This is a genomic window from Affinirhizobium straminoryzae, from assembly GCF_007004135.1.
Classification (GTDB): domain Bacteria; phylum Pseudomonadota; class Alphaproteobacteria; order Rhizobiales; family Rhizobiaceae; genus Neorhizobium; species Neorhizobium straminoryzae.
Genome location: NZ_VJMG01000016.1, coordinates 112,024 through 134,372, shown reverse-complemented (window position 1 = coordinate 134,372; position 22,349 = coordinate 112,024). Strand labels below are relative to the sequence as shown.

Sequence of the window (22,349 nt, the reverse complement as noted above, 5' to 3'; positions counted from 1 at the left end):
CATTCCAGGGGAGAAGGTCACGAATTGCAACCACAAAAGCATGCAAAACGTGTCGCTTGATGCACTCAACTAGCTGAATAATAAGGTTATTACGCCTGATAGGCCCAATTTTATTGTAATTCCCAGCCAGTCTCCATGCTTCACTCATGTGGAAGGCGGATATCTGGTAGCTTCCTAAAATATCTCTCCACTCAGCAGTACACGCGTCCCATCGGTCACTAGTTGAAAGATAGCCCGCAAGGACTAATACGGGTGAATGGTCTGGTTTTCCGCTATCATCGACATAAAGTCGAACATCTTGCTGCAACAAGGTATCAGTTGCTAATGGATGTTGCTGATGGTTATCCAATAATCACTCCTCCGGTTCTGCCGTAAACAGCAGCGGAAACGCCGCCTCCTTGGCGAGGTCCATCGCCTCCTTCACCTTGGTTTCGGCGACATCCTTGGTGCAGACCACCACCACGCAGGAGCCCATACGGTGCGCGGTCATCATCACGCGCTGGCTGGTTTCCGCGCCCATGCGGAATACCACCTTCAGCACCAGCACAACGAACTCGCGCGGCGTATAATCGTCGTTGTGCAGCAGCACCTTGTAGAGCCGCGGGCGCTCGACCTTCGGCTTCGTCACTGTCTTTGGCGAAAGATCGACCTGATTTGCCATGCGCTTGCCTGATCCCTGTCCCTTTCGCCCCGTCCCTGCCGCATGGCAACGCATCCACGCCTTTGCGGTCGATGGCGAAAGCCATGTCCGATTCCTGTGCCAATGACATGAAAGATAGTGTGCAAAGGCGGCTCAGCCAATGGCCGGCATCGGAAAGGCGCGCCGACCCTTGACCGTCTGGCCGCTTTCCCCCATAGCCACAGCAAGATCGAACACGTGAGACGGGTGAACCCTGATGGGCTTCAAATGCGGTATCGTCGGCCTGCCGAATGTCGGCAAGTCGACCCTCTTCAACGCGCTGACCAAGACGGCCGCAGCGCAGGCAGCCAACTATCCCTTCTGCACCATCGAGCCGAACACCGGCGAAGTGGCGGTGCCGGATCCGCGCATGAAGATCCTGGCGGGCATTGCCGGCTCCAGGGAGATCATCCCCACCCGCATCTCCTTCGTGGACATTGCCGGTCTGGTGCGTGGCGCCTCCAAGGGGGAAGGCCTCGGCAACAAGTTCCTCGCCAATATCCGCGAAGTGGATGCCGTGGTGCATGTGCTGCGCTGCTTCGAGGATGACGACATCACCCATGTCGAAGGCCGCATCAACCCGGTCGGCGATGCCGAGACAATCGAGACCGAGCTGATGCTTGCCGATCTCGAAAGCCTCGAGCGCCGCGTCGAGCAGACCCGCAAGCGCGCGACCGGCAAGGACAAGGATTCCATGGCGCAGCTTCCGGTCATGGAAGCCGTCGTGAAGCTTCTGAACGAAGGCAAGCCGGCGCGCCTTCTCCTCAAGACGCTGGCAGCCGACGAGATCGAGATCCTCAAGGGCCTGAACCTTCTGACCTCGCATCCGGTACTCTATGTCTGCAATGTCGCGGAGGGGGACGCCTCGACGGGCAACAAGCATACCGAAGCCGTGGCCGCCATGGCCAAGGCGCAAGGAGCGGAATGCGTGATCATTTCCGCCGCCATCGAAGCCGAAGTGGCCCAGCTTCCGGAGGAGGAAGCCACCGAATTCCTCTCCGCGCTCGGCCTTGAAGAAGCCGGTCTCGACCGCCTGATCCGCGCTGGTTACCACCTGCTGGACCTCATCACCTATTTCACAGTCGGCCCGAAGGAATGCCGCGCCTGGACGATCGTGCGCGGCACCAAGGCGCCGCAGGCCGCCGGCGTGATCCACACCGATTTCGAACGCGGCTTCATCCGCGCCTTCACCATTTCCTATGACGATTACGTCGCCTACAAGGGCGAAGTGGGCGCCAAGGAAGCCGGCAAGGGCCGCGACGAAGGCAAGGAATATGTCGTGCAGGATGGCGACGTGATCCACTTCCGCTTCAACACCTGATCGGCGCGAACGGGCATTCGTTCTTCCTGCCGCCCTTCTCCCGAGGGGCGGCAGTGTCGTTTCCGGCCATTCTCGACCGGTGGTCCTCACGATGCCGGCTGCGGCAACGGACCATGGACCCGCCGCTGTTTCCGGGGCATAAGACGGGTCAGCAGAAGGATCGGCAGGATGACGGACAGCATGTCGGACGCAACACTTCATTTCGAGGATTTTGTCCCCGAACGCCAGTTTCCCCTTGGACCCAAGATCGTTTCGGCCAAGGAGATCATCGAATTTGCCGCTGAATTCGATCCGCAGCCGATGCATCTCTCCGAGGCCGCCGGCAAGGCCAGCATTCTCGGCGGGCTGGCCGCCTCCGGCTGGCATACCTGCGCGATGATGATGCGGATGATCGTCGACAGCTTCATCGGCCGCTCCACCTGCCAGGGCGCACCCGGCGTGGAGCAGATGGACTGGAAGAAGCCGGTGCTGGCCGGCGACACGCTGAAAGGGTTCGGCGTGGTGCTGGAGGCACGACCGCTCAAATCCCGCCCCGGCATCGGAATCGTGCGCATGCGCACCGAACTTCGCAACCAGCGCGCCGAGACCGTCTGCATCGCCGAGCAATCGATCATGTTCCGCATGCGCGAGAGCGGGGAGAACAGGGCATGAGATTTGCCGAACTGATGGCGATCGGCACCCGCATCGAGACGGGCACGCTGGAATTTTCCGCCGAGGACATCGTCCGCTTTGCGGAAAAATTCGATCCGCAGCCCTTCCATCTCGATCCGGAGGCGGCAAAGGACTTCGTGTTCGGTGGCCTGTGCGCCTCCGGCTGGCATACCGCAGCCGGCTGGATGAAGATGTTCCTGGCCTATTGGGCGGCGGAAAGCGCGCGCCTGCAGGCGGCCGGCATCGCCCCGCCCGACATGGGCCCCTCACCCGGCTTCCGCAGGCTGCAATGGCTGCGGCCTGTCTATGCCGGCGACCGCATTACCTATTATGCCACGCTGCAGGCCAGCCGCGAACTGGCCTCCCGCCCCGGCACCTGGCTGAACACCACGCTGAACGAAGGCGTCAACCAGAACGGCGATCTCGTGATCCGCTTCGAAAGCAACGTGCTGGAATTCGCCTGAGCCGTCAGACGGTTTGCGGCCATCCCCAGCGGGCGGCGATCACCGCCGCTCCGGCCCCCACCATCACGGCGCCGGCAGCCCGGTTGACGCGCCGCACCACGCGCGGGCTGCGCAACAGGCCGCGTGCCCGGCTGGCCAGCAGCACATGGCCACCGATCACGACGGCCTCCACCAGCAGGATGACGGTGGCAAGACTTGCCAGATCGCCAACTGTCAGGTTCGGCCCGACGACATTCGGCAGAAGCGCCACGTAGAACAGCGGCATTTTGGGATTACCGAGATTGAGCAGGATGCCCGTCACGAAACCGCGCCTGAGGTCGCCGGCATCGATTGTCGCGCGCGCCTCAGGCACCACGGCCGGCGCCATCCACAGGCGGATCCCCATCCAGACGAGATAGGCCGCCCCCGCATAGCGCAGGATGGCCATCCCCGTGCCCATTTCGGCGGCGATCGCCGACAAACCGAAACAGGCCAGCGCGAGAAAGACGAGAATGCCGGTAACGGTGCCAAGCCCATAGGCGAGGCCGGACAGGGGCCCGCCCTGCACGGTGCGGGCGAGGATCGTCATGTTGTCCGGGCCGGGGCTTGCGGCAAACACGAAGAAGGTCGCCCCGAAGGCGACCAGCGTGGATAGTTCCATGATCGTTCCCTTGTTTTTATCGTCGGGAACGAGGCTACGCCCGCGACTGCCCGCCGGCAAGGCCCTCCGACCGGGACGATCAGTGGCCTTCGAAGGCGACCAGCGTGCGCACTTCCACGCCGAGTGCTTCCAGCTTCCTGCGACCGCCGAGTTCTGGCAGGTCGATCACGAAACAGGCCGACACCACGTCGGCGCCCAGCTGCCGCAACAGCTTGACGGCGCCTTCGGCCGTGCCGCCGGTGGCGATCAGGTCGTCGCAGAGGATCACCTTGTCTCCGGGCTTCACCGCATCGACATGCATTTCCATCTCGTCCGTGCCGTATTCCAGACTATAGGCCATGCGCACCGTCTGATGCGGCAGCTTGCCCTTCTTGCGGATCGGCACGAAGCCGGAGGACAGCTGGTGCGCCATGGCGCCGCCCAGGATGAAGCCGCGCGCCTCGATGCCGGCCACCTGATCGACCGACAGCGACTGATACGGCCGCACCAGTTCATCGACGGCCTGACGGAACGCCTTGGCATTGCCCAGCAGCGTGGTGATGTCGCGGAAGATGATGCCCGGCTTCGGATAATCGTGAATGGCACGAATGGAGGCGGCGAGCGAATTGGCAATGTCGGACATGGGATCTTCCGCTGGGCTGGACAGGTTGGGGACCGGATCGCTTTCACCACATGAAAAAGGCGGCCCGAAAGCCGCCTTCTTAACCGCACCGCACGCCGGGCTCAATGCTCCTTGTTGGCGTAGACGGACTTCTTCGTCAGGTAGATCAGGATCGTGAAGATCGCCAGGAACATCATCACCATGAAGCCGGTGCGCTTGCGCTCTTCCAGATGCGGCTCTGCTGCCCACATCAGGAAGGCGGAGACGTCCTTCGAATACTGGTCGAGCGTCTGCGGCGCGCCGTCGTCATAGGTCACCTGACCGTCAGAGAGGGGCGGCGCCATCTTCAGCGCCACGGCGCTGGCGAAATAGGGATTGAAGTGGGTACCTTCGGCCACCTCGATCCCCTGCGGCGGCTCGTGATAGCCGGTCAGTAGCGAATAGATGTAATCCGGACCACCCTGCTGATACTGGGTGAAGATGTCGAGGATGAAGAGCGGGAAACCGCGCTCCACGCCACGCGCCTTGGCCAGCAGCGACATGTCGGGCGGCGCAGCGCCGCCATTGGCCGCAGCTGCCGCTTCCTTGTTCGGGAAAGGCGACGGGAAATGGTCTGACGGCACGGCCTTGCGGGTGTACATTTCCCCCTCGGCATTCGGGCCATCCTGCACTTCATATTCCGCGGCAAAGGCCTTGATCTGCCCGTCGGAGTAACCGAGGTCCTCCAGCGTGCGGAAGGACACCAGATTCATCGAATGGCAGGCGGAACAGACTTCCTTGTAGATCTTCAGGCCGCGCTGCAGCTGACCCTTGTCATACTTGCCGAACGGTCCGCCGAAGGACCAGTCGACGTTCTTCGGCTTCAGGACGGGGAAATGCCCGGCCTGAATGGCATGCTCGGTCTCGGCCGCCAGGTCATGCGGCTCTGCGGCATGGCCGAGCGTCGCTCCGAACACGGTCGTGGCGGCGACGAGGGCGAGGCTTGTGACAAGCTTTTTCATGGATCTCGTTCCTCTTCGCTCTCAGGCCTGAACCGCGGCAGACTTGCCGTTCTTCTCAAGCACGGCTTCCGTGATCGAGTTGGGAATGCGACGCGGCGTCTCGAAGAGGCCGAGCAGCGGCATGATCACCAGGAAGAAGGCGAAGTAGTAGATCGTGCCGAACAGCGCCATCTGGGTGTAGAGGTCCGACGGCTGACGCGAGCCGAGCCAGCCCAGCATGATGCAGTCGGCAACGAAGACCCAGAAGAACAGCTTGTACCAGGGACGGTAGACCGCCGAACGAACCTTCGAGGTATCGAGCCAGGGCAGGAAGAACAGCACGATGATCGAGCCGAACATCACGAGAACGCCGCCGAGCTTGGAATCGATGGGGCCGATGTTGAAGGTGATGGCGCGCAGCATGGCGTAGAAGGGCAGGAAGTACCATTCCGGCACGATATGCGCCGGCGTCTTCAGGGCGTCGGCCATGATGTAGTTGTCGGGATGGCCGAGATAGTTCGGCATGTAGAAGACGAACCAGGCATAGACCAGCAGGAAGACGGAGAGGCCAAGCGCATCCTTCAGCGTCGCATAGGGCGTGAAGGGAACGGTATCGGTCTTGGTCTTGATCTCGACGCCGGTCGGGTTGGTCTGGCCGGTCACGTGCAGCGCCCAGATATGCAGGATGACGACGCCCGCAATCATGAAGGGCAGCAGATAATGCAGCGCGAAGAAGCGGTTCAGCGTCGGCTGGTCGACGGCAAAGCCGCCAAGCAGGAACTGCTGGATCCATTCGCCCACCAGCGGAAAGGCGGTGAAGAAGCCGGTGATGACGGTGGCGCCCCAGAAGGACATCTGGCCCCAGGGCAGCACATAGCCCATGAAGGCGGTCGCCATCATCAGGAGGAAGATTACGACGCCGAGGATCCAGAGGATTTCGCGCGGCGCCTTGTAGGAGCCGTAATAAAGGCCGCGGGCGATGTGCAGATAGACGGCGATGAAGAAGAACGAGGCGCCATTGGCATGCATGTAGCGCAGCAGCCAACCGTGGTTGACGTCGCGCATGATCTTTTCGACGGAGTTGAAGGCGACAAACGTGTCCGCCGCGTAATGCATCGCCAGCACGACCCCCGTCAGGATCTGCACCACCAGCATGATCGCCAGCATGCCGCCGAAGGTGTAGGCGTAATTGAGGTTGCGTGGCACCGGAAAGGCCACGAAGCTGTCATAGACCAATCGCGGCAGGGGAAGCCGTGCGTCGATCCACTTCTCGATGCCGGTCGAAGGCTGATAACTGGAATGCCCACTCATTCTTGAAGTCCCCTCACCCGATCCGGATCACGGTATCGGTCGTAAACGTAAATGTCGGGATGGCCAGGTTCTGCGGCGCCGGGCCTTTGCGAATGCGGCCCGCCGTATCGTAGTGCGAGCCATGGCAGGGACAGAACCATCCGCCGAAATCGCCGGACTGGCCGAGCGGCACGCAGCCGAGATGGGTGCAGGAGCCGATCATGACGATCCAGTTTTCCTTGCCCTTACCGGCCGAACGGTCGATGTCCGTCGCCTTGGCATCCGCCGCGATATTGGCGTTGCGGGCCACCGGGTCCTTGAGGTCGGTCAGCTGGACGGCATTTGCCTCCTCGACTTCCTTCGGGGTGCGGTTGCGGATGAAGATCGGCTTGCCGCGCCACTTCACGGTGAGAGACATGCCCGGCTGAACACCGGAGACATCCACTTCGATGGAAGCCAGCGCCAGCGTGGAGGCGTCGGGCCGCATCTGATCAATGAAGGGCCATGCGACGGCAACGGCGCCGACAGCGCCCGCCATGCCCGTCGTCAGGTATAGGAAATCGCGGCGCGTAGGCTCGCCCACGGTTCCGCTCGTCGTGTCGTGCTCGCTCACGGTCTAGCTACCCTCTGCACAGAAATGTGATGATACTGCATGCCCCCTCACCCCTCTCGAAATCCAATTCGGACACAATTGGACTCTATTTCCCCCACGCAAATTTCTAGTCATGATCGCAGGATAAGTCCAGAGTGGCACACTGGATACGGGCAGATTGTCGCGGACCTGCCATTCGGCAAGAATATTGCCTTGTCTTCACAGCCGAATTCCGTTCGACAGGATCGTTTGAAGACACCGGGACGAACCCGGCGATTGCAGCCGGAATGCAGTCCTGCACGCCGGCCTTTGTTGCGGCGCACAAGGGTGCGTGATAGAGTAACGGCCCCCAGATGAGCAGTTCAGGATTCCATGCGTCCTTATCTTTCCTTCGGTCTGTCCCTGCTCACGGCAGTGGTTCTCGCCCTTGTTGCCACGCGTTTCTTCACCGACAGCTTCCTGTTTGCCATCTTCCACAATCTGCAGCTTCATCTCTCCGCAATCGGCATCGTCGTTGCTGGGATTGCCCTCGTCATTCGCTTCAACATATTCGGCGTGGCGGTCCTCGGCATGGCGACGGCACTGTTCCTGCACGGCTTCGGGCTGTCGGAACGTTTCGCGCAGGATTTTGCACCGCAGCAGGGACAGCCTTTCAGACTTCTGTCCTTCAATGTGATGAGCACAAACACCGCCAATGCGTCATCGCTCGTCGATGAAATCGTCGCCTCCGGCGCGGATGTCGCCAACATCATGGAGGCTCCGGCCGTCTTGCCGGAACTGCCGCGGCTGCTTGCGACCTATCCCTACCGAATCGGCTGCGGGGAAAAAACCAAGGGCTGTGACCTCATGATGGTGTCGAAATATCCCCTGGACGGAATTGTCGCCGGCATGGGGATAATGTCGCAGCAACGTCTCATCGTCGCCAAGGCCGCACTTCCATCCGGCCCTGTCACCGTTGTGGCCATCCACACGACCAAGCCCTATTTCGACAGCTACCACGCGGAGGAATTGCAGATTGCAACGCAGTTCTTTAACCGTATCCAGGGCCCCTTTATCGTCTCGGGCGACTTCAACGCCTCCAGCATCGGCCCGGACATGCAGGATTTCCTGCGCAATACCGGCCTGCGCCATGCCGCCTTCCAGCCCGGAACCTGGCCGGTGGGCGCTGGCGACTGGGGCGTGCCGATCGACCACATCTATGTGAAGGCACCGATCGGCATCAAACAGGTGACGCGCATCGCGGATGCGCACGGATCGAACCATTACGGCCTGATCGGCGACTTGATCCTGCCACCGGCGCCGTGATGCCTCAGGCAGGGTCGTCCACGGCGATGAAGCCGCCGGACTGGCGCGACCAGAGTTCTGCGTAAAGCCCGCCTTTCGCAATCAGCTCGGCATGGGTGCCCTGCTGCACGATGCGACCTCGATCCATCACGATCAGCCGGTCAAGCGCTGCGATGGTGGAGAGGCGGTGGGCAATGGCCAGCACCGTCTTGCCCTGCATCAGGACATCGAGATTGGACTGGATCGCCGCCTCCACCTCGGAATCCAGCGCCGAGGTCGCCTCGTCCAGCACGAGGATCGGCGCATCCTTCAGCATCACGCGGGCAATCGCGATGCGCTGACGCTGGCCGCCGGAGAGTTTTACGCCGCGCTCGCCGACATGGGCGTCGAACCCCTTGCGGCCGCGCTGGTCCTCCAGCGCCTGAATGAACCCGTCCGCCTCGGCGCGCTCGGCCGCCAGCAGCAACTGCGCATCGCTGGCGTCCTGCCGGCCGAACAGGATGTTGTCGCGGATCGAGCGATGCAGCAGCGAGGTATCCTGCGTAACCATGCCGATCTGGCCGCGCAGCGATTCCTGCGTCACGCCGGCAATATCCTGCCCGTCGATCAGAATACGGCCGCCTTCTACATCGTAAAAGCGCAGCAGGAGATTGACGAGCGTGGATTTCCCGGCGCCGGACCGGCCGACGATACCGACCTTCTCGCCCGGTCGGATCGTCAGCGAAAGGTGATCGATGACGCCCTTGTCCCGACCATAGTGGAAGCTGACATCCTCGAAGCGGATTTCCGGTGCATTGATGGTCAGTGCCGGTGCGTTCGGGCGGTCCACGAGGCCGATCGGCTGCGAGATCAGCTCGGCGGCGTTCTGCACCGTGCCGAAATTGCGCATGATGCCGTTGAACTGGGTCATCAGGCGGCCGAGCAGGAAGTTCAGCCGCAGCACCAGCGCCAGCGTGAAGGCCACCGCGCCTGCGCTGATGCGGCCGGACAGCCAAAGATGAATGCAGAGCGCCGCCATGGTGGTGATCATCACGCCGGACAACAGCGCCAGCGAGGCCCGGACCCCGGTGATGAAGCGGGTGAACATCATGGTGGCCGACTGGAAGATGTCGAACCCTTCCCGCATGTAGCGGTCGTTGACATCGTCGCGGCCGAACAGGCGCAGCGTCTGGATGTTGCTGTAGGCATCCACCATGCGTCCGCTCAGCATCGAGGCGGCTTCCGCCGTTTCGCGGGAGTGATAGCGGATGCGCGGCACGAAGAAGCGGGCGAGGAAGGAGAAGATGACGACCCAGACGAGCACGACAAGGGCGAGGCGCCAGTCCAGCCCGCCGATCAGTGCCATCATGGAGATGGAATAGACGGCGACGAACCACACGCTTTCCATCAGCGAGGTCACGAGGTCGCCCGCGGCCTGGCCGCCGGACCAGACTTTTGTGACGATGCGACCGGCGAAATCGTTCTGGAAGAAGGAAATCGATTGGCGCGCCACGTGCTGGTAGGATTGCCAGCGCACCAGATTGTAGAAGCCGGGCGTGATCACCTGCTGGTCGATGAGGGCAGTCGCCATGGTGACGAGAAAGCGCACGAGGCCGATCAGCACCAGCATGCCGGCGAGTTCCCAGCCATGTGCCGCCAGCAGTCCGGACCAGCCGGCCGCCCGCTCGACCGAGGCAAGGATATCGACGAGCCGGCCGACAAACCAGAAGAGCGCCGCCTCGATGGCTGCCGTCAGGCCGCCCAGCACCAGCATGGCGAAGAAGGGGGCTCTCGCCTGGCGCACATAGAACCAGATGAAGGCGATCGTGCCATTCGGCGGGCGCAGATCCCGCCGGGCGGCGAAGGGGTCGATACGGGTTTCGAAGAAGCGGAACAGGGCGTCGATCATGCCCTTGGGTATAGGCTCTTTCGCGGGCGCAACAAGGCTGCCTCTGCGTTAAATCTTGGCAATCTTCGGCCGCGCGGCTACGGTCGGCAGGGCAGCCGGCTGGTCCTGACGAGTGCAGGACCCGTTACTGCATGCGCCTGCCATAGAGCGCGTCATAGCGACGGTCGACTTTCAGCGGGCCTGAGAGGTCGTTGATGACAAGCCGATCGTCATCGGCAAATTCCGCACGCTGCAACGCCAGCTTGGCGCTGCTGTAAAGCTGGCCGGGCGACACGGGCCCGAAGGCGCTGGCGCAACCGATGTGGCAGCGAAGGTCCGGCAGGCCCGAGACAGTGCGGCGTGCATGCCGTACGGATCCCGTCACAATACGCCGGAGCTTCTGGCTGATGTCGGTCAGCAGCAGATCATTGTTGGCATCCAGCAGCAGGCCGAGTTCCTCCGGCGACATCCAGCAGGCAAGATCCCCCTCTCCCATCAGCCGTTGTGTCTGGTGACCAAGCGTGTCCAACACGAAATCACGGGCCTTCAGCATGTCCGGCCCGCGATAACCGTCGAGCCCCTTCAGATGGCAGAGCATCAGACTGGAACCATCGAGCTTCTGCCCGCCGGTATGCAGGTCCTGCAGGCGGCCCATCAGCACCGAACGCTCGGCAAGACCGTGCAGCGTCACAGGGCTGGAAACGGCGCCCCCAACTAAGGCCGCGGCCGGCATGGAGGCGCCCGGCGTTTCCGACGTTGCCACTTGCGATGCGCCAGGCGCAACGCCGTCGGCGGACGGGGTATCTGCGACATCCGGCTTCGACACCGCCAGCCAGCGGGCCAGCGTTTTGAGAAGGTCCGTCAGCCGCTCGCCGGCCCGGCTGTTGACGCCGACCATTCCGACCGCCACATGGGCCAGCTGCGCCTGCGACATGCCGGCACTGGCAGCGAGCAGCGTCTTGCTCTTTTCAAGCGCGCGCCCGTCCTCCGCGAAGGCTGTCTCGGCGCGGCTCAGCGCAGCACACACGTCCTGCAGGGAGCGCAACAAGGAAAGCCCCGCCTGCAGGTCGGCGGCCGCGACGAAATGCTGCGGCAGGAACTGGCGGGCAAGCCCCTCCCAATCCTCGGCGGCGATGGGTCGCTTGAGGGCGGCAAAGGCAAGCCGCAGGTCGGCGCGCCGTCCGTCCAGCAGCAGCGTCATCAGTTCGAAATTGACCGGCGTGAGGTCGAGGCCAAGGCGCGTCAGCATGGTCACGGCGTGATGACCGGGACTCGTCACCTCTGGCGGCATCTGCGGGATCATCGGCATTGCGGCATTCTCCCAGACCAGCATGGTCCAGAGCATAGGCGCAAAACCGTTCCAGGAGTTTAAAAGCGTTTGCTAAAATGCGGGCTGCAGGCGCATCCTGCGTGATGAGAGGCGGCGGCTATTCCGCCGCCGCCTCCGTTTCCTGTGTCACCTGATCGGCGAGGAAGCCGCCGGACTGGCGCGTCCACAGGTCGGCATAGATGCCGCCTTGACCGACCAGTTCACCATGCGTGCCCTGCTCGACGATCCGCCCCTTGTCGAGTACGATCAGCCGGTCCATCTGCGTCAACGTCGAGAGGCGGTGGGCGATCGCGATCACCGTCTTGTTCTCGATCAGCTTGAACAGGCTTTCCTGGATGGCCGCTTCCACTTCGGAATCGAGCGCGGAGGTCGCCTCATCGAGGATCAGGACCGGCGCATCCTTCAGGAACACACGCGCAATCGCGATACGCTGCCGCTGGCCACCGGACAGCTTGACGCCGCGCTCGCCCACATGCGCATCAAGGCCGGTACGCCCCTGCTGGTCGGCAAGGCTCTGGATGAACTCCCAGGCATTTGCGCGCTTGGCCGCCTCGATCACCTCGGCATCGCTTGCCTCCGGACGACCATAGGCGATGTTGTCGCGGATCGAGCGATGCAGAAGCGAGGTATCCTGCGTCACCACGCCGACCAGCGCCCGCAGACTGTCCTGCGAGACCTGCGAGATATCCTGGCCATCGATCAGGATGCGGCCCTTCTCCACATCGTAGAAGCGCAACAAGAGGTTCATCAGCGTGGTCTTGCCGGCGCCTGAGCGACCGACGAGGCCGACCTTTTCCCCCGCCTTGATGGTGAGCGAGAAATTGTCGATCACGCCCTTCTGCTTGCCGTAATGGAAGCGCACATCGTCATAGACGATCTCGCCCTTCGGCGCGGTGAGCGCCTGTGCGGAAGGACGGTCGATGATGTCGTGCGGCTTGGTCATCATGCCCATGCCGTCATAGACCGTGCCGATGCTTTCGAAGAGGGCTGCCACTTCCCACATGATCCAGTTGGACATGCCGTTGACGCGCATGGACAGGCCGATCGCGACCGCCAGCGCGCCGATGCTGACGCTGCCACCCAGCCAGAACCAGATGCCGAGCGCCGCCACAGAAAACTGCACCAGCACATTGTTGAGGTCGACGGCGACATTCAGCAGCGTGATCTGACGCATCTGCCGGTTCACCGTGCCGAGAAACTGGTCCATGCCCTCCCGGGCATAGCGCTCCTCGCGCCCCGCATGGGAAAACAGCTTGACGGTGGCGATATTGGTATAGCTATCCACGATGCGGCCGGTCATCAGCGACCGGGCATCCGCCTGCTCGCTGGAGAGCGTGCGCAGCTTCGGAATGAAGTGGCGGAGAATCAGCAGGTAGATGATCAGCCAGACGAGCAGCGGCAAGCCAAGACGCCAGTCGATGGCCGCCACCAGCGCCAGCATCGAGATGAAGAAGCTGGCGGCATAGACGAAGACGTCGATGATCTTCATGGCCGCATCGCGCACGGCAAGCGCCGTCTGCATGACCTTGGTCGAGACACGACCGGCAAACTCGTTGGCGAAGAATGTCATTGAGTGGCGCAGCAGGAAACGGTGCATCTGCCAGCGCGCAATCATCGGAAAGCTGCCGGCCAGCACCTGGTGCATGGTCAGCGTATGGAAAAGCCCGATCACCGGCAGGCCAACCAGCAGGAGAGCGGCCATGCCGATCAGCCGGCCACTCTCCTGCTGCAGGAAGGTGGCGGGGTCGGCATGGCTCAGCCAGTCCACGATATTGCCGAGGAACTGGTAAAGGAACACCTCGATGACCGCGATGCCCATCGAGCAGAGGCCCAGCACCAGAAGCCACGGCCAGACAGGCTTTGTATAGTACCAGCAGAAGGAGACCAGCCCCTTGGGCGGCAGTTCCGGCTCGCCGGCGGGATAGGGGTTCACACGGGATTCGAACCAGGCAAACATGAATTGGCTCCGTCAATCGGCTCGGTCGCGGCCCACCGCACGCACTGCGCGGGTTAAGATGGTCAGGGCACGACGAAATTCAAACGCTGAGGCCGGGAACCGGCCGCAAAATGGGAATGGGGAAGAGGGTTTGCGGAAACCGCGAACGCCGTTTGCCTAGGCTCGGACAATCCAAGCTGGGAGGCGTGTCATCACGGTCATGTCCATGTCTGCCTCCTTTGGCTGGCGTTGAAGATGAAATGCCTGTAGCAGCAAAGGGCGGGCTTGGAAAGCCGAAATCCGACATCTGCCCGGATGGTTCGGCGGCTGTGACGGTTGCGTAACACAGCCTGTGGATGAACCCCGCCCATCAGAGACGGAAGACCATGACGACGCTGCGCATCGCCCTCTACCAGCCCGACATTCCCGGCAATACCGGCACGATTCTGCGGCTCGTCGCCTGTCTCGGCCTTCAGGTCGACATCATCGAGCCGGCTGGCTTCGTGCTCTCGGACAAGAACCTGCGACGCGCCGGCATGGACTATCTGGCAAGCGTCACCATGACCCGCCATGTCAACTGGCAGCAGTTCGAGGACTGGCGGCGGGCAGAAGGCCGCCGCCTCGTGCTCGCCTCCACCAGGGCCGCAGAACGCTACACGGATTTCCGCTTCGCGGATGGCGACATCCTGCTGTTCGGCCGGGAAAGCGCGGGAGTTCCCGATTCGGTGCACGAGACGGCCGATCACCGCGTGATCATTCCGATGGTCGACGGGCAACGCTCCATCAATGTCGCGGTCTCCGCTGCCATGATTGCGGGAGAGGCCATGCGGCAAATCGCCTGGAGCGGGAACCACAGCCCGTAGTGGTATTGGCGGCGAGACCGGTTTGTGAGAGGCTGTTACAGAGAATGCTCATAATGAACAGTATAATCGGTCGCCAGCCTTGGAGAGACATCACATGTTCCCCACCGCATTCACGCACAGCATCACCCAGTTTGCCAGGACTCTCAGCCTTCCCGAGCGCGTGCAGCACTCCCCTCTGCGCAATCTCACGCTGGAAGGCTTTCGGCAGCGCAACACCACGCTGGACTCGCTTTTCTACGACGTAAAATCCATTTCCGCCGAGGAGGCCTTCTATATCAGCAGTTGTCTGGCGGCTGAAGGCGCGATCCTGATCGTGCACCCGAGCGGCGGCCAGCCACTGACGCTCTGCGACACCATTGATGATTTCGTGTTCGGCGGTGGCGCTGGCGTCGATACGCTGGCCGTGGCCGGTGTCGGCAGCTCCGCTCTCGGCTCGGCAGCACTTGCCCGCAACATTGCCGATGCGCTGGGCAAGCCCGTGGCCGTTGTGGTCTCCGGCTATGGCCTCGCCGACGTGGTGACGGAAGCGCTCGGCGGTCATTTCCTGTTCGGCTATCTCAACGGGTTCCGCCATACTTTCGAACGGCTGGACGAGTTCTTCGGACGCCCGCAATTCGGCGTGGCACCCAAGCTCAGTGCGGAAAAGCTGCTGGAGGCGAGCCTCGACATGCAGACGGTCAAGGCGCTGCTGACCGATCCGCGTCTCTCGTTCAACCTTGTCGTCGGCCATTCCAAGGGCAACCTGGTCATCTCGGAAGCGCTCTACGCTATCGCCCATAGCGATCTGTCGACGGCCGAGGCACTGGCCAGGACCATGCGGATCATCACGCTGAGCGCCCGCATCGCCATGCCGCGCCCCTTCCGCAACATTGTCGACGTGATGGGCGAATGGGACTGGTTCGGCGAGATCAATTCCCGCCACAGCATCGAATCCGACGAGATCGTGCCGCAGGCAGGGCATCACACCAATACCGAACTGCCGAACCATCTGCCGGTCACCGAGGTGATCCGAAAGATCGTCGGGCTCAGCCCCGCCGAACCTCGCCCCCAGATCGATGCCACCATCCTGCCGCTACCCTTCAGGATTGCGGCCGCTGCGCCCGCGCTGGAAACGAGCCTTGCGGAACCGGAGGCGGTAGCAGAGACCATGCCTGCCCTGCCCGTCCGCGAAGAAACCCCTGCGGAGGAACCGGCTGTCGAGGCGCAGGCTGTCGCCGCACCCGAAGAGCCCGCGCCGGAGATTGCCACGCCCACCCTCCCGGCGGAAAACACCGAGTCTGCTGCAGCGGAAGCAACGCCCGAAACAGACGCGATGACCACACGGCCCCTCGCGGCGGAGTTGGAAGCCGGGAGCCAGACCCTTGAGGCCGTGTCTGCACCGGAAGAGGCGCCGATTGCCGACGCGGAACCGATTGCGGCCGATCCCGTCGAACTGGAGGCCGTCGCAGCCGTCGAACCGGTGGCGGAACCTGAACCGGACAGCCCGCCCCCTGCCCCCGCTCCAGCACGCGCAGCCGGCAGGCCTACCGGCCGCGCCGCACCTCGCAAGACGGGCCGCGGTCGCAAGGGCTGACATGATCGCATGCCGCTGAGGCATGAATCCAGCGCGGCGTCACGCCGGTCACGACGGTGGGCCGCGCAACACATCTGCAAAACGTAAAAGTGCCGATGGCGGCGGAAGCCATCGGCACTTTCCTTCGGACGGACGAGGTGAAACCGACAAGGGGACAGTTCCCGACGTCATCGTCCTGAAGCGGTTTGCGCCTGCGGTCTTTTGCAGGTGCGTTGTTCTTTATCTTCACACCGTTGCGGCAGCACGGCCGCTCAGAGGAAGAGCGCCAGCGATTGCCCCATGGACGCATTGGTGATGTTGAGACCAATGGTCTGCAACTGCTGCTGGGCGGACTGCGAAGACAGGCGCGCCGCCTCTTCCCCCATGTTGGCATCCACCAGGCGACCGATGCCGGTCTGGGTCACATCCTGAAGCTTCTGCAGAAAGTCGGTGTTCGAGGCGATGCGGCGGCTGGTGGAGCCGATCTCCGCTCCGCCATCGATCATGCGCGACATCATGCTGTTCATCGAGGAGATCATACCGTCGATCTCCTCGTTGGTCGTGGTCGAGGACAGCGCGATCTCCTTGGCGCCGGGACCGTTCGGCGTCGTGGAGCCGGCATTCAGCAGGTAGTAGTCATAGGCAGCGCCGGACTGGGTGATGCCGGAATAGGTGCGTGTCAGAACGCCGTCGGCCGCATTGCCCTTGGCGACGAGCGTCGACTTGCCCTTGTCGAAATCGATGACGTTGATCGATACGTCGCCGCTCTTGTCGCTGGTGACGGAGCCAACCATGGACTGCACCTTCGGCGTTTCGCCCGCACCCGTCTTCAGCCAGTTCTGGCCGTTGAAGGAACTGCTGTCGACGACCGTGTTCAGTTGTTCCTTCAACTGGCTGATCTCCTTGTTGACGACCGACTTGTCGACACCGGGGCTCTTCGCCAGGATCAGCTTGGACTGGATCTCGGACATGATGTCAGTGGCCGCCTGCATGCCGACGGATGCGGTGTCGGCAATCGCCGCGGAAAAGGCCTGCGCATCCTCGGCGCTCGACAGCGACAGATTGCTGGACTTCATCGTGGTGGCGATAGACCAGTAGGCAGCATTGTCGGCGGCCTTCTGCACCTCGCGGCCCGACGCCACGCGGCTTGCGGTGTCCGTCACGGCCCGGCTTGTGCCGCCCAGAAGCGAAAGCGCCGACGACGCCGTGGGGTTGAGAGAGGTGGAAAACATCAGATCTCCGCTATCCGTTCTTCGTCCGGGGACCTTGCCGGTTCCCGATGCCTGCTACGAATAAAGCAAGAGGTCTTGCCGTCGCGTTTAACGGAAACTTAGAATTTTAGCATACGCAAAATTGCAAATATCCGCTCAGTCGGCGGTGGGCAGGCGACGCATGGTGAACTCGATCCGGTCGCCCTCCAAGGGGCGCCAGCTCTCCACCTCGGTCCAGTAGGCGGCTTTCGGGAAGGTATCGAACCATTCACGGGCCTTCCGGCGCGCGTCCTCGCGGCTGAGACAATAGGTTTCGCGGATGAAATGGCCCTGCTGGTCGCGGCCGGCCGCGGTTTCGGCGCGGTGCCGGCTGATCCTGCGCTTCAAGCCGTCGAGCGGCGGGGATGTGAATTTCGCCATGCGTTCACCCTCCGTGGAACCAAGGTAAGCCGCGCAAGCGCAGATGGCGAGTCGATTCTTGCGGTGCGCCATCGGCGGCGCTGCCTCGCCTGCCGTCACGTCGCGGCATTTGCACGGTTGCCTGCGGCAGAACGGAGGGGTAAGTCGCAAGATGCAGGCCGCGACATGCGCCGAAGCGACCCGAGGAGGCACCAACGCCATGGAAAGACCGCAGATCCCCGCCGGCCTGCCGGATGGCATCGAGGAGAAGAAGGACAAGGCCCGCCAGTGGTTCGAGGCGCTGCGCGACGGCATCTGTTCCGATTTCGAGGCGCTCGAGGACGAACTGACCGGCCCCCTGTCGGATCGCACGCCCGGACGCTTCCAGCCGAAGGACTGGCTGCGCGAGGAGGGACACGGCGGCGGCGGACGCATGTCGATGATGAGCGGACGCGTGTTCGAAAAGGTCGGCGTCCACACCTCGACCGTGCATGGCGAGTTTTCCGAGGAATTCCGCAAGCAGATGCCGGGTGCTTCCGACGATCCGCGCTTCTGGGCCTCCGGCATTTCGCTGATCGCCCACCCCGTCAATCCCAATGTGCCGGCCGTGCACATGAACACCCGCATGGTGGTCACCTCCAGCCAGTGGTTCGGCGGCGGGGCGGACCTGACACCCGTACTCGATCGGCGCCGCACGCAGGAGGATCCGGATACGCAGGCCTTTCACGGGGCCATGGAAGAGCCGTGCCGGACCCATGCCGGCGTTGCCGACTACGCACGATACAAGGCCTGGTGCGACGAGTATTTCTTCCTGAAGCACCGCAACGAGGCGCGCGGTATCGGCGGCATCTTCTTCGACTGGCTCTACCCGCAGGCGGACAAGGGCGGCTGGGAGGCGAACTTCGCCTTCGTGCAGGATGTCGGCCGGGCCTTCCGCGCGATCTATCCGAAACTGGTGCGCGCCAATTTCAACACGCCCTGGAGCGAGGCTGACCGCGAGGAACAGCTGGTGCGCCGCGGACGCTATGTGGAGTTCAATCTTCTGTACGACCGCGGCACCATCTTCGGGCTGAAGACGGGCGGTAATGTGGAATCGATTCTGTCCTCCCTGCCGCCGATGGTGCGCTGGCCCTGAGCCGGCGCTGGCGGACGCCACCATTTCGAGGCGGAGCGGGGCAAACGGGGCCTCCCTTCGGTTGTGCCTGCGGCAAAACACATCACAGCTGCGTTTAGGATACATTCAGGAATTGACAAATACGCGCGTGGCTTCATGCTGCTGATGCCAGATATGGCAGGACTGCATCGGAGGAGGATCGTCATGATCATATCAAAGAGCGTAGCAGTACCCCAGAAGGCCGAAGACGCCCGCAATCTCGACACAGCCGAAATGATCGACCGCATGGCAGCGGAGCTTCGTGCCCGCAGCGACACGGACCTGCCGCATTCGTTCTATGTGGCGCAGGTGCGTGGCCAGCTGGCCGGTCGCAAGCAGACTGTAGCGGCTGCCGCACCCGATTCCGCATCGTGGAAGAAGCGGGCGGGCGAAGCGCATCCGTCGGTCTTCCACGCCTGGGCGCTTTCCGAATAGGAGTCCGCGCTCTTCTGCGGCGTTACCGCAGCTGCCATCCGCTGCCGTAGAACACCCTTCGGCTCCTGACCCGAGGGCAGTTATGTTGTTTTCGTCTGCGGCGAGAGGCTGGGCGCGAATGGCGAACAGGAGGATCGCCATTCGCATGGCAGAGATGGAACGGCATGGCCTTCCACTTCGTTCAAACGGCAGGCCGGATGCGGCAAGAACCGCATTTCCGGCGCAAACCTTGAATGGAGGATGCCATGAGACTGTTCGAGTGCGGCACGCTGGTGCCCGGTTGTGACTGGCACACGCGCGCCGGCGAGGATGCCGAAGTGGTGCGCCGGACTGTGGACCACATGCGCACGGTCCACGGGGAAACCGTGATCCGCGAGACCATGATCGATAACATCAAGGCGCGCATCCGCGACGACCACACGGCCGGTCAGACGGCATGAGCCGTTCAGCCGTATAAAGCATAGAGGCATCAAACCTTGAAACTGCAGGGCACCCCATGTCATGCAGTTCCGAGACAGCGCAAACGCGGCGGCAGACGGCGCTCGTGTCAGTCTGCCGGTTTGTCTGCGAGATCCTTGAGCCGGGCCGTCAGCGCTGCCTTGTCCGGCGCAAAATTCCGCTCAAGCCAGAAGGCTTCCAGATCGTGCAACAGCTGGCCGACGCGCGGTCCGGCGGATATTCCAAGCGCCATCACGTCGCCGCCGGTCAGCGGAAAGACGGGCCTGGCGAAAGCTTCCGCGCGGGCCAGCAGCGCCGAAAGTCTGGCGGCCTTGGCCATGGCCTCGGGACTTCCCTCGGCGGCACGGCGCGCGCTCGCCAGCGACAGGCGCAGCCGCATCATCATGCCGCTCTTTCCATCCCGGTAGAGCATGCGGTCAAGTGCGGTATGAGCGAGGTCGGCGGAAGGTTCCGGCACGCGTGCCCATTGCGCCAGCTGTTCCGCTTCGGCATTCGACAGACGCCAGCGACGGGCCAGCATCGCGAGACGTTCCACATCCGGCGGCACGATCGCGGCCAGCCTGAGCAGCGGATCGGGCGTCCAGCCCAGCCCCTGCTCGGTTGCGACAAGGCCGTGGACGGCATCGATGCCCCATTTCTCGCTTTCCGGCAGAACGGCGCCCAGCACGCCGGAAGTGCGCATCCACAACAGCGCGCGCGACGGATCGGGAGCCGAGAGAAGCTTCTTCATTTCCGCCCAGATGCGCTCGGCCGACAGGGTGGCGAGCCTGTCCCTGGCGCGGGCCGCGGCCTTCAGCCCCTCGGCATCCGGCCGGCCGCTGCCATACCAGGCAAAGAAACGGAAGAAGCGCAGCACGCGCAGATAATCCTCGGCAATGCGGGCTTCGGCATTGCCGATGAAGCGAAGGCTGCGGCTTTCGATGTCGGGGAGACCGTCGACCAGATCGATCACCGTTCCATCCGCCGTCACGTAAAGCGCATTGATGGTGAAATCCCGCCGGTCGGCATCCACCTGCCAATCGGTCCCGAAGGCAACCGTCGCCCGGCGGCCGTCTGTCTCCACGTCGCGGCGCAGCGTCGTCACCTCGAAGGGACGGCCCTCCACCACCAGCGTCACCGTGCCATGGTCGATGCCGGTCGGCACCGCCTTGATGCCGGCGGTCTTCGCGCGCGCGATCACCACCTGCGGCAGGTTGGTGGTGGCGAAATCGAGATCGCTGATCGGATGGCCCATCAGCGCGTTGCGTACTGCACCGCCCACGATGCGGCCTTCACCGCCCTCGGCATTGAGGAGCGCAAACACCCGTTGCGTCACCGGATCGGTCAGCCAGTTCTGGCCGGCAAGGCTCGTCATGCATACAACCTTTCGTAAAGCGTGCGCAGAATGCCCGCCGTGATGCCCCAGATGTTCCAGTCGCCATAGGGCATGCGGTAGAAATGGCGCACCGTGCCGTTCCATTCGCGACTGCCGGTCTCGTGGTTGGCGGGATCCATCAGAAAGGCGAGCGGCACTTCGAAGACCTCCGCCACCTCGCCCGGATTAGGCTTCAGTTCAAAACCCCGCTGCACGACGGACAGCACCGGCGTGATCCGGAAACCGGTTGCGGCAAAATAATCCGGCAGGCGGCCGACCGGCTCGACGAAGCGGCGCGCAAGCCCGATCTCCTCCTCCGCCTCGCGCAGCGCCGCCATTTCGACGCTGCCATCCTCGGGATCGACGCCGCCGCCCGGAAAGGCGATCTGGCCGGAATGCTTGCGCAGCGACGCGGTGCGCTGGGTGAGGATCACCTTGGCGCCATCGGCATCATCGACCACCGGCACCAGCACCGCCGCATCCTTCAACCTCAACCCCTGCACATGGGTGAGAATGCCGGGATTCAACCGATGATCACCATGGTCGGCCGAGGCGATCTCGATGGGGTCGCCGTTCTGGTGGCCGGCGCGACGGCGAAATTCATCGGCGGAATAGAAGGCCGGATTGAGAAGAAGGTCGGTCATTGCGAGAGGCGGTCCAGTTCGTCGGCGGGCATCACGGGAAAGATCGCACCGCCCGAGCGCACCGCAAACATGGCACGCCCCTCGACCGAAACATTCTCGCCCAGAGCCACCAGATCATACATCACGGCGCGCGAGACAAGCGCCTCCAGCCGTCCGCGCACCAGGAGATAGGGTTTGAGCTGCCCCTCCTCCCCTTCCGTCACGAAGCGCAAGGGGTTGTCCGCTCCCGCCTCGACCACATCGCCGACATTGGTGCGGAAGGTGAGAACCGGCTCCCCCTCCCGCTCCGCGACCGTCATCTCCACGGCAAGGAACGGCGCGTCCTCGACGCGGATGCCGACTTTTTCCACAGGCGTGACGAGATAGGTGCGACCGTCCTCGTCCTTGCGCAAAACAGTGGAAAACAGGCGCACCAGCGCCGGGCGACCAATCGGCGTGCCGAGGTAGAACCAGGTGCCGTCAGCGCGGATTTCCATGTCCAGATCGCCGCAGAAGGGCGGATTCCAGCGCTCGACCGGGGGCAGGCCCCTCGCTCGGCCACCAGTCTGCTCGGCCGCGCGGGCAATCATTGCCGCAAGGCCCGCGGCATCGCCGGCCGCATGAAAAGTCTCGCCTGCCATAATTTAAGTCACGCTTCCGGTTTA

At 63.1% G+C, this 22,349-nt stretch carries 24 protein-coding genes; 9 read left to right on the top strand and 15 right to left on the bottom strand.

Features of this window, described 5'->3' with window-relative positions; translation table 11 throughout:
- Both FNA46_RS26285 and clpS read right to left on the bottom strand, forming a co-directional pair.
- The coding region (locus FNA46_RS26285) for a DUF3800 domain-containing protein (protein WP_143124571.1) at nt 1-349 on the bottom strand (349 nt) is incomplete at its 3' end.
- A 3-nt stretch (nt 350-352) separates the two neighbouring features.
- Nucleotides 353-661 carry an ATP-dependent Clp protease adapter ClpS gene (clpS, locus tag FNA46_RS07685; RefSeq protein ID WP_143124569.1) on the bottom strand — a complete coding sequence of 103 codons (309 nt, stop codon included), beginning with the start codon at nt 659-661 and terminating at the stop codon, nt 353-355.
- A 235-nt stretch (nt 662-896) separates the two neighbouring features.
- Between clpS and ychF the strand changes: the two genes are divergently transcribed.
- The 3 genes from ychF to FNA46_RS07670 all read left to right on the top strand — a co-directional run bounded on the left by ychF (nt 897) and on the right by FNA46_RS07670 (nt 3,115).
- A complete protein-coding gene (gene ychF, locus FNA46_RS07680) occupies nt 897-2,000 on the top strand; it encodes a redox-regulated ATPase YchF (RefSeq protein ID WP_143124567.1) in 1,104 nt (367 codons plus the stop codon).
- A gap of 180 nt (nt 2,001-2,180) precedes the next feature.
- Nucleotides 2,181-2,651: a MaoC family dehydratase gene (locus FNA46_RS07675; protein WP_143124582.1), complete on the top strand. Its 471-nt coding sequence runs from the start codon at nt 2,181-2,183 to the stop codon at nt 2,649-2,651.
- Complete coding sequence (locus FNA46_RS07670; protein ID WP_143124564.1) at nt 2,648-3,115, top strand: MaoC family dehydratase; 468 nt, start codon at nt 2,648-2,650, stop codon at nt 3,113-3,115. Before FNA46_RS07675 ends, FNA46_RS07670 begins: the two co-directional genes overlap by 4 nt.
- 4 nt (nt 3,116-3,119) lie before the next feature.
- On the opposite strand, the gene FNA46_RS07665 is transcribed toward FNA46_RS07670, so the two are convergent.
- The 5 genes from FNA46_RS07665 to petA all read right to left on the bottom strand — a co-directional run bounded on the left by FNA46_RS07665 (nt 3,120) and on the right by petA (nt 7,239).
- On the bottom strand, nt 3,120-3,755 hold the full coding sequence (locus FNA46_RS07665; RefSeq protein ID WP_143124562.1) for a LysE family translocator: 636 nt from the start codon (nt 3,753-3,755) through the stop codon (nt 3,120-3,122).
- A 79-nt stretch (nt 3,756-3,834) separates the two neighbouring features.
- The gene (locus tag FNA46_RS07660) at nt 3,835-4,377 is read right to left on the bottom strand and encodes an adenine phosphoribosyltransferase (RefSeq protein ID WP_143124560.1); all 543 of its coding nucleotides are present in this window, start codon (nt 4,375-4,377) and stop codon (nt 3,835-3,837) included.
- 101 nt (nt 4,378-4,478) lie between these two features.
- The gene (locus FNA46_RS07655) at nt 4,479-5,357 is read right to left on the bottom strand and encodes a cytochrome c1 (RefSeq protein ID WP_143124558.1); all 879 of its coding nucleotides are present in this window, start codon (nt 5,355-5,357) and stop codon (nt 4,479-4,481) included.
- 21 nt (nt 5,358-5,378) lie between these two features.
- Nucleotides 5,379-6,647: a cytochrome b gene (locus tag FNA46_RS07650; protein WP_143124556.1), complete on the bottom strand. Its 1,269-nt coding sequence runs from the start codon at nt 6,645-6,647 to the stop codon at nt 5,379-5,381.
- Between the two features lie 13 nt (nt 6,648-6,660).
- The gene (petA, locus tag FNA46_RS07645; protein ID WP_143124555.1) at nt 6,661-7,239 is read right to left on the bottom strand and encodes a ubiquinol-cytochrome c reductase iron-sulfur subunit; all 579 of its coding nucleotides are present in this window, start codon (nt 7,237-7,239) and stop codon (nt 6,661-6,663) included.
- A gap of 351 nt (nt 7,240-7,590) precedes the next feature.
- Between petA and FNA46_RS07640 the strand changes: the two genes are divergently transcribed.
- Nucleotides 7,591-8,523 carry an endonuclease/exonuclease/phosphatase family protein gene (locus tag FNA46_RS07640; protein WP_143124553.1) on the top strand — a complete coding sequence of 311 codons (933 nt, stop codon included), beginning with the start codon at nt 7,591-7,593 and terminating at the stop codon, nt 8,521-8,523.
- Nucleotides 8,524-8,527: 4 nt separating this feature from the next.
- Here FNA46_RS07640 and FNA46_RS07635 read toward each other — a convergent pair whose 3' ends face one another.
- The 3 genes from FNA46_RS07635 to FNA46_RS07625 form a co-directional block, all read right to left on the bottom strand.
- On the bottom strand, nt 8,528-10,390 hold the full coding sequence (locus FNA46_RS07635; protein ID WP_143124552.1) for an ABC transporter ATP-binding protein: 1,863 nt from the start codon (nt 10,388-10,390) through the stop codon (nt 8,528-8,530).
- Nucleotides 10,391-10,514: 124 nt separating this feature from the next.
- Nucleotides 10,515-11,714 carry a hypothetical protein gene (locus tag FNA46_RS07630; protein WP_143124550.1) on the bottom strand — a complete coding sequence of 400 codons (1,200 nt, stop codon included), beginning with the start codon at nt 11,712-11,714 and terminating at the stop codon, nt 10,515-10,517.
- 82 nt (nt 11,715-11,796) lie between these two features.
- Entirely contained in the window at nt 11,797-13,656 is a 1,860-nt protein-coding gene (locus tag FNA46_RS07625) for an ABC transporter ATP-binding protein (protein ID WP_143124548.1), read from the bottom strand.
- Between the two features lie 365 nt (nt 13,657-14,021).
- Between FNA46_RS07625 and FNA46_RS07620 the strand changes: the two genes are divergently transcribed.
- Nucleotides 14,022-14,498: a tRNA (cytidine(34)-2'-O)-methyltransferase gene (locus FNA46_RS07620; protein ID WP_143124546.1), complete on the top strand. Its 477-nt coding sequence runs from the start codon at nt 14,022-14,024 to the stop codon at nt 14,496-14,498.
- Nucleotides 14,499-14,592: 94 nt separating this feature from the next.
- Complete coding sequence (locus tag FNA46_RS07615) at nt 14,593-16,071, top strand: hypothetical protein (RefSeq protein WP_143124545.1); 1,479 nt, start codon at nt 14,593-14,595, stop codon at nt 16,069-16,071.
- A 251-nt stretch (nt 16,072-16,322) separates the two neighbouring features.
- Here the strand turns inward: FNA46_RS07615 and FNA46_RS07610 are convergent, their stop codons facing one another.
- Both FNA46_RS07610 and FNA46_RS07605 read right to left on the bottom strand, forming a co-directional pair.
- The gene (locus FNA46_RS07610) at nt 16,323-17,282 is read right to left on the bottom strand and encodes a flagellin N-terminal helical domain-containing protein (RefSeq protein WP_143124543.1); all 960 of its coding nucleotides are present in this window, start codon (nt 17,280-17,282) and stop codon (nt 16,323-16,325) included.
- A gap of 135 nt (nt 17,283-17,417) precedes the next feature.
- Entirely contained in the window at nt 17,418-17,681 is a 264-nt protein-coding gene (locus tag FNA46_RS07605) for a hypothetical protein (protein WP_143124542.1), read from the bottom strand.
- Nucleotides 17,682-17,880: 199 nt separating this feature from the next.
- Between FNA46_RS07605 and hemF the strand changes: the two genes are divergently transcribed.
- From hemF to FNA46_RS07590, 3 genes are all read left to right on the top strand, one after another.
- Nucleotides 17,881-18,795, top strand: coding sequence for an oxygen-dependent coproporphyrinogen oxidase (gene hemF, locus FNA46_RS07600; protein ID WP_143124540.1), 915 nt, complete (start codon nt 17,881-17,883; stop codon nt 18,793-18,795).
- 183 nt (nt 18,796-18,978) lie between these two features.
- Nucleotides 18,979-19,248 (top strand): hypothetical protein, encoded by a 270-nt coding sequence (locus tag FNA46_RS07595; RefSeq protein ID WP_143124539.1) that lies wholly within the window; start codon nt 18,979-18,981, stop codon nt 19,246-19,248.
- A gap of 245 nt (nt 19,249-19,493) precedes the next feature.
- Nucleotides 19,494-19,688, top strand: a complete 195-nt coding sequence (locus tag FNA46_RS07590) for a DUF1059 domain-containing protein (RefSeq protein ID WP_143124537.1) — start codon at nt 19,494-19,496, stop codon at nt 19,686-19,688.
- A 107-nt stretch (nt 19,689-19,795) separates the two neighbouring features.
- Here the strand turns inward: FNA46_RS07590 and FNA46_RS07585 are convergent, their stop codons facing one another.
- From FNA46_RS07585 to FNA46_RS07575, 3 genes are read right to left on the bottom strand one after another with little or no spacing between them, the layout of a single operon-like run.
- Nucleotides 19,796-21,061, bottom strand: coding sequence for a CCA tRNA nucleotidyltransferase (locus FNA46_RS07585; protein WP_143124535.1), 1,266 nt, complete (start codon nt 21,059-21,061; stop codon nt 19,796-19,798).
- The gene (locus FNA46_RS07580) at nt 21,058-21,705 is read right to left on the bottom strand and encodes a CoA pyrophosphatase (protein WP_143124533.1); all 648 of its coding nucleotides are present in this window, start codon (nt 21,703-21,705) and stop codon (nt 21,058-21,060) included. The genes FNA46_RS07585 and FNA46_RS07580 overlap by 4 nt, the downstream gene beginning before the upstream one ends.
- Nucleotides 21,702-22,325: a DUF1285 domain-containing protein gene (locus FNA46_RS07575; protein WP_143124531.1), complete on the bottom strand. Its 624-nt coding sequence runs from the start codon at nt 22,323-22,325 to the stop codon at nt 21,702-21,704. Before FNA46_RS07575 ends, FNA46_RS07580 begins: the two co-directional genes overlap by 4 nt.
- Nucleotides 22,326-22,349 lie beyond the last annotated feature (24 nt).

What these genes read in the sequence shown, in the direction of transcription:
- clpS (WP_143124569.1), bottom strand. Translation starts at nt 661, where the DNA reads ATGGCAAATCAGGTCGATCTTTCGCCAAAGACAGTGACGAAGCCGAAG.
- ychF (WP_143124567.1), top strand. Translation starts at nt 897, where the DNA reads ATGGGCTTCAAATGCGGTATCGTCGGCCTGCCGAATGTCGGCAAGTCG.
- FNA46_RS07675 (WP_143124582.1), top strand. Translation starts at nt 2,181, where the DNA reads ATGTCGGACGCAACACTTCATTTCGAGGATTTTGTCCCCGAACGCCAG.
- FNA46_RS07670 (WP_143124564.1), top strand. Translation starts at nt 2,648, where the DNA reads ATGAGATTTGCCGAACTGATGGCGATCGGCACCCGCATCGAGACGGGC.
- FNA46_RS07665 (WP_143124562.1), bottom strand. Translation starts at nt 3,755, where the DNA reads ATGGAACTATCCACGCTGGTCGCCTTCGGGGCGACCTTCTTCGTGTTT.
- FNA46_RS07660 (WP_143124560.1), bottom strand. Translation starts at nt 4,377, where the DNA reads ATGTCCGACATTGCCAATTCGCTCGCCGCCTCCATTCGTGCCATTCAC.
- FNA46_RS07655 (WP_143124558.1), bottom strand. Translation starts at nt 5,357, where the DNA reads ATGAAAAAGCTTGTCACAAGCCTCGCCCTCGTCGCCGCCACGACCGTG.
- FNA46_RS07650 (WP_143124556.1), bottom strand. Translation starts at nt 6,647, where the DNA reads ATGAGTGGGCATTCCAGTTATCAGCCTTCGACCGGCATCGAGAAGTGG.
- FNA46_RS07640 (WP_143124553.1), top strand. Translation starts at nt 7,591, where the DNA reads ATGCGTCCTTATCTTTCCTTCGGTCTGTCCCTGCTCACGGCAGTGGTT.
- FNA46_RS07635 (WP_143124552.1), bottom strand. Translation starts at nt 10,390, where the DNA reads ATGATCGACGCCCTGTTCCGCTTCTTCGAAACCCGTATCGACCCCTTC.
- FNA46_RS07630 (WP_143124550.1), bottom strand. Translation starts at nt 11,714, where the DNA reads ATGCTCTGGACCATGCTGGTCTGGGAGAATGCCGCAATGCCGATGATC.
- FNA46_RS07625 (WP_143124548.1), bottom strand. Translation starts at nt 13,656, where the DNA reads ATGTTTGCCTGGTTCGAATCCCGTGTGAACCCCTATCCCGCCGGCGAG.
- FNA46_RS07620 (WP_143124546.1), top strand. Translation starts at nt 14,022, where the DNA reads ATGACGACGCTGCGCATCGCCCTCTACCAGCCCGACATTCCCGGCAAT.
- FNA46_RS07615 (WP_143124545.1), top strand. Translation starts at nt 14,593, where the DNA reads ATGTTCCCCACCGCATTCACGCACAGCATCACCCAGTTTGCCAGGACT.
- FNA46_RS07610 (WP_143124543.1), bottom strand. Translation starts at nt 17,282, where the DNA reads ATGTTTTCCACCTCTCTCAACCCCACGGCGTCGTCGGCGCTTTCGCTT.
- FNA46_RS07605 (WP_143124542.1), bottom strand. Translation starts at nt 17,681, where the DNA reads ATGGCGAAATTCACATCCCCGCCGCTCGACGGCTTGAAGCGCAGGATC.
- hemF (WP_143124540.1), top strand. Translation starts at nt 17,881, where the DNA reads ATGGAAAGACCGCAGATCCCCGCCGGCCTGCCGGATGGCATCGAGGAG.
- FNA46_RS07595 (WP_143124539.1), top strand. Translation starts at nt 18,979, where the DNA reads ATGATCATATCAAAGAGCGTAGCAGTACCCCAGAAGGCCGAAGACGCC.
- FNA46_RS07590 (WP_143124537.1), top strand. Translation starts at nt 19,494, where the DNA reads ATGAGACTGTTCGAGTGCGGCACGCTGGTGCCCGGTTGTGACTGGCAC.
- FNA46_RS07585 (WP_143124535.1), bottom strand. Translation starts at nt 21,061, where the DNA reads ATGACGAGCCTTGCCGGCCAGAACTGGCTGACCGATCCGGTGACGCAA.
- FNA46_RS07580 (WP_143124533.1), bottom strand. Translation starts at nt 21,705, where the DNA reads ATGACCGACCTTCTTCTCAATCCGGCCTTCTATTCCGCCGATGAATTT.
- FNA46_RS07575 (WP_143124531.1), bottom strand. Translation starts at nt 22,325, where the DNA reads ATGGCAGGCGAGACTTTTCATGCGGCCGGCGATGCCGCGGGCCTTGCG.